We start from the raw sequence: 13093 nt of genomic DNA on the forward strand, positions 1-13093 counted from the left end.
CATCGCTATATTATTTTCCTAAACAAAATTGAGAGAACAACTGGTCAATTAGGCTTTCATGGACGGTATCACCAGTAATTTCACCAAGTATTTCCCACGTTCTTGTTAAATCAATTTGCACCATATCAATTGGAACACCATTTTCTATCGCCTCAATTGCATCTCCAATTGTTTTTCCTGCTTGTGTTAATAATCCAATATGTCTCGCGTTAGAAACATATGTCACATCTGCAGAATCAATTGTTCCTTCAAAGAATAAATCAGCTATTGCCTTTTCAAGCTCATCTATTCCTTGTTCCTCAATTAACGATGTTGTAATAATACGATTTCCCGCTGCCAATTCTGTAACACGTTCCATATCGATTACTTGCGATAAATCTGTCTTATTTACAATAATAATGAAATCTTTTCCTTGTACGGCACGGAATAGATCTTCATCCTCATGCGTTAAAGCCTCGCTATAATTAACGACAACTAACACTAAATCAGCTTGGCTCATCATTTCTTTTGAACGCTCTACACCAATTCGTTCAACAACATCTTCTGTTTCACGAATACCGGCTGTATCTATAAGTTTAAGTGGTACACCACGCACATTAACGTACTCTTCAATAACATCACGAGTTGTTCCTGCAATATCAGTTACAATTGCCTTTTTCTCCTGAACAAGACTATTTAATAGCGATGACTTCCCAACGTTAGGTCTACCGATGATTGCAGTAGCAATACCTTCACGTAAAATCTTTCCTTGCTTCGATGTTTCTAATATTTTTGCAATTTCCGTACGAACATGTGTAGCTTTCTCAATTAAAATATTATGTGTCATTTCTTCCACATCATCATATTCCGGGTAATCTATGTTTACCTCAACATGAGCCAACGTTTCTAATATGTCCTGACGCAGACGGCCGATTAATTTAGATAATCGTCCTTCCATTTGATTAATCGCTACGTTCATTGCACGATCTGTTTTTGCACGGATTAAGTCCATAACAGCTTCTGCTTGTGATAAATCAATACGGCCATTTAAAAAAGCACGTTTTGTAAATTCACCAGGCTCCGCTAATCGTACTCCTTGTGCTAAAATAAGCTGCAATACTTTATTTACCGAAACAAGTCCGCCGTGACAGTTAATTTCCACTATATTTTCACGTGTAAAAGTCCTTGGTGCACGCAGAATAGATACCATCACTTCTTCAATAACCTGATTTGTATCTAAATCGACAATATGACCATAATGAATTGTGTGAGAAGGAACCTCTGTTAAATCCTTCCCTTTAAAAATACGATTAACTTTTTCAACCGCATCATCTCCACTTACTCGAACAATGGCAATTGCACCCTCTCCAAGCGCTGTGGAAATCGCGGCAATTGTATCAAATTCCATGTCCTTTCACCTCACTTGCTTATTTATCTCTATTTCAACATGATTATTTTCTTCACTAAATTATTAGAATACCATAACGAACCTATCTACAAAAGAATAATAACTCATTTTATTATGTCCTCATGTAAAAAACACTAAACTTATTCACAGTGGATAAGTTTAGTGTTTTTTAGTTATCCACACCTATTTTCCACTCAAAAAAACCGGCACTCAATTGAGTAACCGGTCACTTGGAAGATATTACAACATGTCGATGTGGTTCTTTTCCTTTAGAAGTTGTAATGATATTTTGATGATTAGATAATGCTTGGTGGATAATCTTTCGTTCAAAAGATGGCATAGGCTCCAACACAACTCTTTTTTTCGTACTTACTACTTGTTTTGCTAATCGATAAGAAAGTGCTTCTAATGTACCTTTTCTTTTACTACGATAATTTTCAGCATCTAGTGTGATACCAATATACTGCTTCGTACTACGATTCGCCACAAGTTTTGTTAAATACTGTAAAGAATTCAAGGTGTTTCCTCTTTTCCCAATCAAAACACCTATATTTTCGCCAGAAATTGTAAATTCAACTTCGCGTCCTTTTACAATTTTACTAATCTCAGCTTCCACACCCATATCGTGAATAACATTTTTTAAATATTCTTCACATTCTTGAATTGGATCTTTCTTCAATACAACTTCTACTACTGCAGGTCGATTCCCAAATAAACCTAGGAATCCTCTTTTACCCTCATCAATAATATTTATATCTACTCGGTCTTTTGGAACATTTAGTTGTCTTAAAGCATCTTGTACTGCCAGCTCGACTGTTTGTCCTTTAGCAGTAACTACACTCACTTGCTTGATCCTCCTGCCTTACTAGCCTTAATTTCTGGCCCCTTGATCAAGTACATTTGAGCGATACCAAAGATATTACCAACAACCCAGTAAAGTGATAATGCAGCTGGGAAGTTAATTGCAAAGACTAAGATCATAATTGGCATAAGCCAAATCATCATTGCCATTTGCGGATTTTGACCAGCTGTTCCTGCCATTGCAAGCTTTTGCTGAATAAATGTCGTAATTGCCGCGACAATCGGTAAGATATAGTACGGATCTGCCTGCCCTAAATCGAACCATAAAAATGTATGCTTACTAATTTCAGCTGTTCTCATTATCGCATGGTAAAACGCGAATAAAATAGGCATCTGAACAAATATCGGTAAACATCCTGCTAATGGGTTTACACCATTTTTTTGATATAACTGCATCATTTCTTGTTGTAGTTTTTGTTGTGTTGCTTGATCTTTAGAACTATATTTCTCTTTTAACTTCACCATTTCTGGTTGTAACGCCTGCATTGCTTTCGTACTCTTCGTTTGTTTAATCATTAATGGTAATAATGCAAAACGAATGATAAGAGTTGTAACAACGATTGCTAAACCGTAATTACTACCAAATAAGTTGGCAAAATACGTAATTAACTGAGAAAGCGGATATACGAAATATTCATTCCAAATTCCAGTACTTTTCGGTGTAATCGGCTGATTCACTTCACTACAGCCAGTAGCAATTGCCATTAATGCAATAACCATGGCTAGTAAACCTATTTTCTTTTTCAAAGCCTGCTCCTCCTTGTTTCGGTATGTATATAGTGTAATTCATTTCCTTACGCTACTTTTTTATTCTTTTCATACCAGAGCGTTTAAAGACATGAATTAAGCTTTTCTTTAATTCTTCATATGTCATCTCTGCACAAGGCTTCCTTGCTATTATAACAAAATCTTTTCCAGAATCTATCTCATCTTTTAATTCTGTGATCGACTGGCGAATCATACGTTTAATTCGGTTACGCACTACTGCATTTCCTATTTTCTTGCTGACAGAAAGGCCAATACGAAAGTTTGGCTGCTCTCCCTTATCTAGTTGATAGACAACAAGCTGACGGTTAGCATTTGATTTTCCTTTTTGAAAAACCGTCTGGAATTCATCATTCTTTTTTATACGATATTTTTTCTTCATATCAATTGACACTCCTGTAGTTCATCAGTGGAAATTCACTATTATTAGAAAAAAAGACCACTGAACGATCAGTGGTCTACGCAGATAATACTTTTCTTCCTTTACGACGACGAGCTGCTAGCACTTTACGTCCGTTCGCTGTGCTCATACGGCTGCGGAAACCATGTACTTTGCTGCGCTTACGTTTATTTGGTTGGTAAGTTCTTTTCATTATATGACACCTCCCTGAGGAATATCTGTTAAAGACAGTCCTATAAATTATAGTTAATCAACTAGGAAAATGTCAATGGTTCTCGAAATTTTCATCAAATATTCATTTTGAACCTATTCACATACTTTTTCACAGACCCTATATTTCCTTGTGGATAAATGTTTTTTTCGGTTTTTTATATCCACAAACCCTTTTCGTACTTTTACACAGTATATCGTGTTGTGGACAAGTTTATTCCACAAGGTATTGATTTTGTGGATAACTTTCTTAAATTCATTGCTATAGCTACTTTTTTTTGATATTATAGTTGTGTTTTCACTTTGAATAAGTTTTCCACATCTTTATCTTATCCACAATTTGTGTATAACATGTGGACAGTTTTAATCACATGTGGGTAAATGATTATCCACATTTGCTTTTTTTGTCGAAAACCCTATCTCATATACAAACGACGTTTTTAGGTTTTAAAATACGTTTCGTATAAATATACATTTTATATTTATTTAGGTTGTACATTTGTTGCGCAACCTTATTCTTTTACCATCTTAGTAAAGGAGGGACACCTTTGGAAAACATCTCTGATTTATGGAACAGCGCCTTAAAAGAACTAGAAAAAAAGGTCAGTAAACCTAGTTATGAAACATGGTTAAAATCAACAACCGCACATAATTTAAAAAAAGACGTATTAACAATTACGGCTCCAAATGAATTCGCTCGTGATTGGTTAGAATCTCATTATTCAGAGCTAATTTCGGAAACACTTTATGATTTAACGGGGGCAAAATTAGCTATTCGCTTTATTATTCCCCAAAGTCAAGCTGAAGAGGAGATTGATCTTCCTCCTTCTAAACCAAATTCAGCACAAGATGATTCTAATCATTTACCACAGAGTATGCTAAATCCAAAATATACGTTTGATACATTTGTTATTGGCTCTGGTAACCGTTTTGCTCACGCTGCTTCATTGGCCGTAGCCGAAGCGCCAGCTAAAGCATATAATCCTCTCTTTATTTACGGGGGAGTTGGACTCGGAAAGACCCATTTAATGCATGCAATTGGTCATTATGTAATTGAACATAACCCAAACGCGAAGGTTGTATATTTATCATCAGAAAAATTTACAAATGAATTCATTAATTCTATTCGTGATAATAAAGCGGTCGATTTTCGTAATAAATACCGTAATGTAGATGTTTTATTGATAGATGATATTCAATTTCTAGCAGGAAAAGAACAAACTCAAGAAGAGTTTTTCCATACATTCAATGCATTACACGAAGAAAGTAAACAAATTGTAATTTCAAGTGATCGGCCACCAAAAGAAATTCCAACTTTAGAAGATCGTCTTCGTTCTCGCTTTGAATGGGGACTCATTACGGATATTACGCCACCCGATTTAGAAACACGAATTGCAATTTTACGTAAAAAAGCAAAGGCTGAAGGACTCGATATACCAAATGAGGTTATGCTTTATATTGCAAATCAAATTGATTCAAACATTCGTGAACTAGAAGGTGCACTCATCCGAGTTGTAGCTTATTCATCTTTAATTAACAAAGATATTAATGCTGATTTAGCAGCTGAAGCACTTAAAAATATTATTCCAAATTCTAAACCAAAAATTATCTCTATTTATGATATTCAAAAGGCTGTCGGGGATGTTTATCAAATAAAACTGGAAGATTTCAAGGCGAAAAAGCGAACAAAATCAGTTGCCTTCCCTCGCCAAATTGCAATGTATTTATCGCGCGAACTTACAGATTACTCCTTACCTAAAATAGGTGAAGAATTTGGTGGACGTGATCATACAACAGTTATCCATGCTCACGAAAAAATTTCTAAGCTACTTAAAACGGATACGCAATTACAAAAGCAAGTTGAAGAAATTAACGATATTTTAAAGTAGTAGCTGAATAGTGTGAATAACTTCCCTTATTTTATGCACAGTCTATCCACATGTAGATAGACTGTTTTTACATCCTTTAATGGGGTTATCCACATATCCACAGGACCTATTACTATTACTACTATTTTTTATCTTTATTAATTAAATAAAATATTATACTTACCGGAGGTTTTTCTTTATGCGTTTTACAATACAAAAAGACTATCTTGTAAGAAGTGTACAAGATGTAATGAAGGCTGTTTCTTCCCGTACAACAATTCCGATCCTTACAGGAATTAAAGTTGTCGCTACGGAAGAAGGAGTAACGTTAACAGGAAGCGATGCTGATATTTCTATTGAATCTTTTATCCCAGTTGAAGACGATGGAAAAGAAATCGTAGAAGTAGCACAATCAGGAAGTATTATTTTACAAGCAAAATATTTTAGTGAGATTGTAAAAAAATTACCTAAAGAGACTGTCGAAATTTCTGTGGAAAATCATTTTATGACAAAAATAATTTCTGGAAAATCAGAGTTTAATTTAAATGGCTTAGATTCTGCTGAATATCCATTGTTACCACAAATTGAAGAACATCATGTTTTTAAGATTCCAACAGATTTACTGAAACATATGATCAGACAAACTGTATTTGCAGTTTCCACTTCTGAAACAAGACCGATCTTGACAGGTGTAAACTGGAAAGTATATAACAGCGAATTAACTTGCATTGCTACAGATAGTCACAGGTTGGCTCTTCGAAAAGCAAAAATCGAAGGAATTGCAGATGAATTTCAAGCGAATGTTGTTATTCCAGGTAAAAGCTTAAATGAATTAAGCAAAATTCTAGATGAGTCTGAAGAAATGGTAGATATCGTTATTACGGAGTATCAAGTATTATTCCGTACAAAACATTTATTATTCTTCTCAAGATTGTTAGAAGGGAATTATCCTGATACAACTCGTTTAATTCCAGCTGAAAGTAAAACAGATATTTTTGTAAATACAAAAGAATTTTTACAAGCAATTGATCGTGCATCTCTATTAGCAAGAGATGGTCGTAATAATGTTGTGAAATTATCAACTTTAGAACAAGAAATGCTAGAAATTTCTTCAAATTCACCAGAAATTGGGAAAGTGGTAGAAGAAGTTCAATGTGAAAAAGTGGATGGGGAAGAGTTAAAAATATCTTTTAGTGCAAAATATATGATGGATGCACTAAAAGCTTTAGATAGTACTGAAATTAAAATTAGCTTTACTGGCGCAATGAGACCATTCTTAATTCGTACAGTAAATGATGAGTCCATTATTCAATTAATTTTACCGGTTCGTACTTACTAAGTAAGAAGTAAGGGTTGCTAGTTTTCAGATACTAGTAGCCCTTATTTGATTTTTGGGTATTACTTTCCTAATGTTAGTTTATTTAGTACAATGAAAGAATGAACACTTTCAGAAAGTGAGCGATTTTATGAAACGTATTAAAATTTCAACAGAGTATATTACACTAGGACAATTTTTAAAGTTAGCCGATGTAATTGATACAGGTGGCGCTGTAAAATGGTTTTTACAGGAATATGAAGTGTACGTGAATCAAGAACTTGAAAATAGAAGAGGTCGCAAATTATATGCGAACGATATTATTGAAATTCCAGGAAGCGGAAGTTTCCAAGTTCAGGCATAAAGGGGGAGCCCTTTGTTTATTTCAGAAATACAATTAAAAAACTATCGCAATTATGAAAAGTTAGAGCTTTCCTTTGAAGATAAAGTGAATGTGATTATCGGTGAAAACGCGCAAGGGAAAACGAATTTGATGGAAGCTATTTACGTTTTAGCGATGGCGAAATCTCATAGAACCTCTAATGATCGCGAGCTTATCCGTTGGGATGAAGATTTCGGTCAAATTAAAGGGAAATTACAAAAGAGAAATAGTTCTTTGTCTTTGGAATTAAATATTTCGAAAAAAGGTAAAAAGGCAAAATTAAATCAACTTGAACAACAAAAATTGAGTCAATATATTGGCATGATGAATGTTGTCATGTTTGCCCCAGAAGATTTAAATCTTGTAAAAGGAAGCCCTCAAGTAAGAAGACGCTTTTTAGATATGGAATTAGGTCAAATAGCTCCAGTCTATTTGTATGAATTGAGTCAATATCAAAAGGTGCTCACGCAACGAAATCACTTGCTGAAAAAGATGCAAGGGAATAGTAAGAATGAGGAAACGATGTTGGATGTATTTACACTTCAACTTATTGAGCATGGTGCAAAAATATTGCAAAAACGGTTTGAATTTTTGCATTTACTACAAGAATGGGCAGCTCCAATTCATCGCGGTATAAGCCGTGGATTAGAAGAATTAGAAATTGTCTATAAACCAAGTGTAGATGTATCAGAATCAATGGATTTGTCGAAAATAAAAGAAGTATACTATGAAAATTTTCAATCTGTGAAACAACGTGAGATTTTCCGTGGTACGACTTTAATTGGTCCTCATCGTGATGATTTACAATTCTTCGTTAATAGTAAAAATGTTCAAGTCTTTGGTTCGCAAGGACAACAACGAACGACCGCACTGTCCCTAAAATTAGCTGAAATTGAATTAATTTACTCAGAAGTTAAGGAATATCCGATTCTTTTATTGGATGATGTATTATCAGAATTAGATGATTATCGTCAATCGCATCTGTTAAATACAATTCAAGGAAAAGTGCAAACATTTGTGACAACGACGAGTGTCGACGGAATTGAACACGAAACATTAAAAGAAGCGAAAACAATTCATGTAACGAACGGCACGGTAGATTGTGAAATAGATAGGGCGTAATCCCTATTTAAATGGAAAAGTAGGTGATCTTTGTGTCAATGGAACAAAAGCAAATGGAAGAAAACTCATATGATGAAAGTCAGATACAGGTACTTGAAGGATTAGAAGCGGTTCGAAAACGCCCTGGGATGTATATTGGATCTACAAGTGGAAAAGGACTTCACCATCTTGTGTGGGAAATCGTCGATAATAGTATTGATGAAGCACTTGCAGGGTATTGTGATGAAATTAACGTTAGTATCGAAGAAGATAATAGTATTCTTGTAACGGATAATGGACGTGGTATTCCAGTTGGTATACAAGAAAAAATGGGACGTCCTGCTGTAGAAGTTATAATGACTGTTCTCCATGCTGGTGGTAAGTTTGGCGGTGGCGGTTATAAAGTTTCTGGTGGTTTGCATGGTGTTGGGGCATCTGTAGTAAATGCTCTATCAACAGAACTAGAGGTATTTGTACATCGTGAAGGCAAAATCCATTATCAAAAATACGAAAGAGGTATTCCGGTTGCGGATTTAAAAGTCATTGGTGACACAGATCAAACAGGAACGATAACTCGATTTAAACCAGATCCAGAAATTTTTCAGGAAACAATAGTATACGAATTTGATACGTTAGCAACTCGTATGCGCGAATTAGCATTTTTAAATCGTAATATTAAATTAACAATTGAAGATAAACGTGAACATAAACAGAAGAAAGAATTCCATTATGAAGGTGGAATTAAATCATATGTTGAACATTTAAATCGTTCAAAACAGCCAATTCATGAAGAACCTGTATATGTAGAAGGTTCAAAAGATGGTATTCAGGTTGAAGTTGCGCTTCAATATAACGAAGGATACACAAATCATATTTACTCATTTACAAATAATATTCATACGTATGAAGGTGGTACACATGAGGTAGGATTTAAAACAGCCTTAACTCGTGTGATCAACGATTATGGTCGTAAAAATAATATTTTAAAAGATGCGGATAGTAATTTAACTGGTGAAGATGTTCGTGAAGGTTTAACAGCGATTGTGTCAATTAAACATCCAAATCCACAATTCGAAGGACAAACGAAGACGAAACTTGGAAATAGTGAAGCAAGAACAATTACAGAGTCAGTATTCTCAGAGGCATTTGAAAAGTTCTTACTGGAAAATCCGAATGTCGCACGTAAAATTATAGATAAAGGGACGATGGCAGCGCGTGCGCGTGTAGCAGCTAAAAAGGCACGTGAGTTAACTCGCCGAAAGAGTGCTTTAGAAGTTTCAAGTTTACCAGGGAAATTGGCAGACTGTTCTTCTAAAGATCCAGCAATTAGTGAAATTTATATCGTAGAGGGTGACTCTGCGGGTGGGTCTGCAAAACAAGGGCGCGATCGTCATTTCCAAGCAATTTTACCGCTGAAGGGTAAAATTATTAATGTTGAAAAGGCACGCTTGGATAAAATTTTATCAAATGATGAAGTTCGTACAATTATTACGGCGATCGGCACAAATATCGGCGGAGACTTCGCTATTGAAAAAGCACGCTATCATAAAGTTATTATTATGACGGATGCTGATGTTGATGGTGCGCATATTCGTACCCTATTATTAACGTTCTTCTATCGCTATATGCGTCAAATAATTGAGTGCGGTTATATATATATCGCACAGCCACCTTTGTTTAAAGTACAACAAGGTAAGAAAATTCAATATGCTTACAACGATAAGGAACTTGAAAAAATCTTAGCAGAATTACCAGCCCAACCTAAGCCAGGAATTCAGCGTTATAAAGGTCTAGGGGAAATGAATCCAACTCAGTTATGGGAGACGACAATGGACCCAGAAGTACGTTCATTACTTCAAGTTTCACTTCAAGATGCAATTGAAGCGGATGAAACATTTGAAATTTTAATGGGAGATAAAGTAGAGCCACGTCGTAACTTTATCCAAGAAAATGCAAAATACGTGAAAAACCTTGATATTTAAATGGGTAATGACAGGAATCTAAGTATTCCTGTCTTCTACATATAAATCAATGTATGTGTAACGGAAATGTAAGAGGAGGTGCTCGTTGATGTCAGACAATCAACAACAAGCACGAATTCGAGAAATTAATATTAGTCATGAAATGCGTACCTCGTTTTTAGATTACGCAATGAGTGTTATCGTATCTCGTGCATTACCAGATGTTCGTGATGGATTAAAACCTGTGCATCGTAGGGTTCTATATGCGATGAATGATTTAGGAATTACAGCTGATAAAGCGTATAAAAAATCAGCGCGTATTGTCGGTGAAGTAATCGGTAAGTATCACCCTCACGGTGATTCAGCTGTTTACGAGACGATGGTACGTATGGCGCAAGATTTTAGTCAACGTTATATGCTTGTTGATGGACATGGTAACTTTGGTTCTGTTGATGGTGATTCAGCAGCAGCAATGCGTTATACAGAAGCAAGAATGTCTAAGATTTCTATGGAATTAATACGTGATATTTCAAAAAATACCATTGATTATCAAGATAACTATGATGGTTCTGAAAGAGAGCCAATTGTATTGCCAGCGCGTTTCCCTAATTTATTAGTGAATGGTACGACGGGTATTGCAGTTGGTATGGCAACAAACATTCCGCCGCATCAACTTGGTGAAGTAATTGATGGCGTATTGGCACTAAGCCATAATCCTGACATTACAATTGCGGAATTAATGGAGTTTATTCCAGGACCAGATTTTCCAACAGCAGGTTTAATTTTGGGACGAAGTGGGATTCGAAGAGCATATGAAACAGGTAGAGGCTCTATTATGCTTCGAGCTAAAGTTGAAATTGAAGAGAAGTCAAATGGTAAACAATCTATTCTCGTAACTGAACTACCTTATCAAGTTAATAAGGCGCGATTAATTGAAAAAATTGCAGAATTAGTTCGTGATAAGAAAATTGAAGGTATTACGGACTTACGTGATGAGTCAGATCGAAACGGTATGCGTATTGTTATGGAAGTACGTCGTGATGCCAATGCCAATGTACTATTAAATAATCTATATAAACATACAGCACTTCAAACAAGTTTCGGTATTAATATGTTGTCTCTTGTAAATGGAGAGCCACAAGTATTGAATTTAAAACAAAATTTATATCATTACTTGGAGCATCAGAAGGTAGTAATTCGTCGACGTACTGCTTATGAATTAGAAAAAGCAGAGGCACGTGCTCATATTTTAGAAGGATTACGAATTGCTCTAGATCATCTAGATGAAGTTATTACGTTAATTCGTAGTTCGAAAACAGCAGATATTGCAAAACAAGGCTTAATGGAACGTTTCGGTTTAAGTGAGAAACAAGCACAAGCCATTTTAGATATGCGTCTGCAACGTTTAACAGGATTAGAACGTGAAAAAATTGAGCAAGAATATCAAGACTTAATGAAGTTAATCGCTGAATTAAAAGCAATCTTAGCAGATGAAGAGAAAGTTCTTGAGATTATTCGTGAAGAATTAACGGAAGTAAAAGAACGTTTCAATGATAAGAGACGAACGGAAATCACAATTGGTGGCATGGAATTTATTGAAGATGAAGATTTGATTCCAGAGCAAAACATCGCTATTACGTTAACTCATAATGGTTATATTAAGAGGTTACCGGCTTCTACGTACAAAACACAGAACCGTGGTGGACGTGGTGTGCAAGGAATGGGAACAAATGATGATGATTTCGTAGAACATTTATTAACTACTTCTACGCATGATCACATTTTATTCTTTACTAATAAAGGGAAAGTATACCGTACGAAAGGATATGAAATCCCAGAGTATAGTCGTACAGCAAAAGGTATACCTATTATTAACTTATTAGGTGTAGATAAGGGTGAATGGATTAACGCCATTATTCCAATTCGTGAATTTGGTGATGATGAATTCTTATTCTTCACAACAAAACAAGGTATTTCTAAGAGAACGCCACTTTCATCATTTGCAAATATACGTACGAATGGTTTAATAGCTATCTCTCTTCGTGAAGAGGATGAAGTAATATCTGTACGTTTAACATCTGGTGATAAGGATATTATTGTAGGAACAAGCAATGGTATGTTAATTCGCTTTAACGAGCAAGATGTGCGCTCTATGGGACGTAATGCGGCTGGTGTAAAAGCAATTACATTAGGTGATGAAGATCAAGTTGTAGGTATGGAAATTGTCGAAGAGGATGTAAATGTTCTAATCGTAACAAAAAATGGTTATGGAAAACGTACACCTATTGATGAATACCGTCTACAAAGCCGTGGTGGTAAAGGTCTGAAGACTTGTAATATTACAGATAAAAACGGTAAATTAGTAGCTGTTAAATCTGTAACAGGTGAAGAAGATATCATGTTAATTACGGCAGCAGGTGTTATTATTCGTATGCCAGTTGATCAAATCTCTCAAATGGGACGTAATACACAAGGTGTTCGTCTAATTCGATTAGAGGATGAGCAAGAGGTAGCGACGGTAGCAAAAGCACAGAAAGATGAAGAAGAGGAATCTAATGAAGAGGTTTCTTCTGAAGAATAAGAGGGGGGATTTTTCCTCCTCTTATTTTTTTATAATAATACTTGCATAGCAATAGAAAACTCTATATAATAGGCAGAGTCAGCAAATGAGAGATACAAATTATCTTAAAAAACTTGTTGACGAAAATAATATACTATGATATATTATGAAAGTCGCTGAAACGCGATGTTGAACTTTGAAAACTAAACGAAACAAACAACGTGAAACGTCAATTTTTATTTTTAGATGCTAGACAAACTAACTTTATTGGAGAGTTTGATCC

At 35.2% G+C, this 13093-nt stretch carries 11 protein-coding genes; 6 read left to right on the forward strand and 5 right to left on the reverse strand.

Annotated elements, in window-relative coordinates:
- Window positions 1-10: 10 nt before the first annotated feature.
- The 5 genes from mnmE to rpmH form a co-directional block, all read right to left on the reverse strand.
- Complete coding sequence (gene mnmE, locus AC3WTA_RS25605) at window positions 11-1387, reverse strand: tRNA uridine-5-carboxymethylaminomethyl(34) synthesis GTPase MnmE (RefSeq protein ID WP_000393766.1); 1377 nt, start codon at window positions 1385-1387, stop codon at window positions 11-13.
- Between the two features lie 226 nt (window positions 1388-1613).
- Window positions 1614-2231, reverse strand: coding sequence for an RNA-binding cell elongation regulator Jag/EloR (gene jag, locus AC3WTA_RS25610; protein ID WP_000117927.1), 618 nt, complete (start codon window positions 2229-2231; stop codon window positions 1614-1616).
- Window positions 2228-2995 carry a YidC family membrane integrase SpoIIIJ gene (spoIIIJ, locus tag AC3WTA_RS25615; protein ID WP_000726759.1) on the reverse strand — a complete coding sequence of 256 codons (768 nt, stop codon included), beginning with the start codon at window positions 2993-2995 and terminating at the stop codon, window positions 2228-2230. Before spoIIIJ ends, jag begins: the two co-directional genes overlap by 4 nt.
- A 52-nt stretch (window positions 2996-3047) precedes the next feature.
- A complete protein-coding gene (gene rnpA, locus AC3WTA_RS25620) occupies window positions 3048-3395 on the reverse strand; it encodes a ribonuclease P protein component (RefSeq protein ID WP_000731505.1) in 348 nt (115 codons plus the stop codon).
- Window positions 3396-3471: 76 nt separating this feature from the next.
- Window positions 3472-3606 (reverse strand): 50S ribosomal protein L34, encoded by a 135-nt coding sequence (rpmH, locus tag AC3WTA_RS25625; RefSeq protein ID WP_000831901.1) that lies wholly within the window; start codon window positions 3604-3606, stop codon window positions 3472-3474.
- 565 nt (window positions 3607-4171) lie between these two features.
- Between rpmH and dnaA the strand changes: the two genes are divergently transcribed.
- The 6 genes from dnaA (at window position 4172) to gyrA (ending at window position 12831) form a co-directional block, all read left to right on the forward strand.
- Entirely contained in the window at window positions 4172-5512 is a 1341-nt protein-coding gene (dnaA, locus tag AC3WTA_RS25630) for a chromosomal replication initiator protein DnaA (protein ID WP_000428027.1), read from the forward strand.
- Between the two features lie 178 nt (window positions 5513-5690).
- On the forward strand, window positions 5691-6830 hold the full coding sequence (gene dnaN / locus AC3WTA_RS25635) for a DNA polymerase III subunit beta (RefSeq protein ID WP_001212889.1): 1140 nt from the start codon (window positions 5691-5693) through the stop codon (window positions 6828-6830).
- Window positions 6831-6957: 127 nt separating this feature from the next.
- Entirely contained in the window at window positions 6958-7170 is a 213-nt protein-coding gene (gene yaaA, locus AC3WTA_RS25640) for a S4 domain-containing protein YaaA (RefSeq protein ID WP_000821366.1), read from the forward strand.
- A gap of 12 nt (window positions 7171-7182) precedes the next feature.
- Window positions 7183-8310, forward strand: coding sequence for a DNA replication/repair protein RecF (recF, locus tag AC3WTA_RS25645; RefSeq protein WP_000470743.1), 1128 nt, complete (start codon window positions 7183-7185; stop codon window positions 8308-8310).
- Between the two features lie 38 nt (window positions 8311-8348).
- Window positions 8349-10271 (forward strand): DNA topoisomerase (ATP-hydrolyzing) subunit B, encoded by a 1923-nt coding sequence (gyrB, locus tag AC3WTA_RS25650; protein ID WP_000435974.1) that lies wholly within the window; start codon window positions 8349-8351, stop codon window positions 10269-10271.
- Between the two features lie 88 nt (window positions 10272-10359).
- Window positions 10360-12831, forward strand: coding sequence for a DNA gyrase subunit A (gene gyrA, locus AC3WTA_RS25655; RefSeq protein WP_001282859.1), 2472 nt, complete (start codon window positions 10360-10362; stop codon window positions 12829-12831).
- The last annotated feature ends 262 nt before the right edge of the window (window positions 12832-13093 follow it).

Source organism: Bacillus sp. EB106-07-01-XG149, from assembly GCF_058791555.1.

Coding starts and splice junctions, on each gene's coding strand:
- mnmE (WP_000393766.1), bottom strand. CDS start 1,387: ATGGAATTTGATACAATTGCCGCGATTTCCACAGCGCTTGGAGAGGGT.
- rnpA (WP_000731505.1), bottom strand. CDS start 3,395: ATGAAGAAAAAATATCGTATAAAAAAGAATGATGAATTCCAGACGGTT.
- rpmH (WP_000831901.1), bottom strand. CDS start 3,606: ATGAAAAGAACTTACCAACCAAATAAACGTAAGCGCAGCAAAGTACAT.
- dnaN (WP_001212889.1), top strand. CDS start 5,691: ATGCGTTTTACAATACAAAAAGACTATCTTGTAAGAAGTGTACAAGAT.
- yaaA (WP_000821366.1), top strand. CDS start 6,958: ATGAAACGTATTAAAATTTCAACAGAGTATATTACACTAGGACAATTT.
- gyrB (WP_000435974.1), top strand. CDS start 8,349: ATGGAACAAAAGCAAATGGAAGAAAACTCATATGATGAAAGTCAGATA.
- gyrA (WP_001282859.1), top strand. CDS start 10,360: ATGTCAGACAATCAACAACAAGCACGAATTCGAGAAATTAATATTAGT.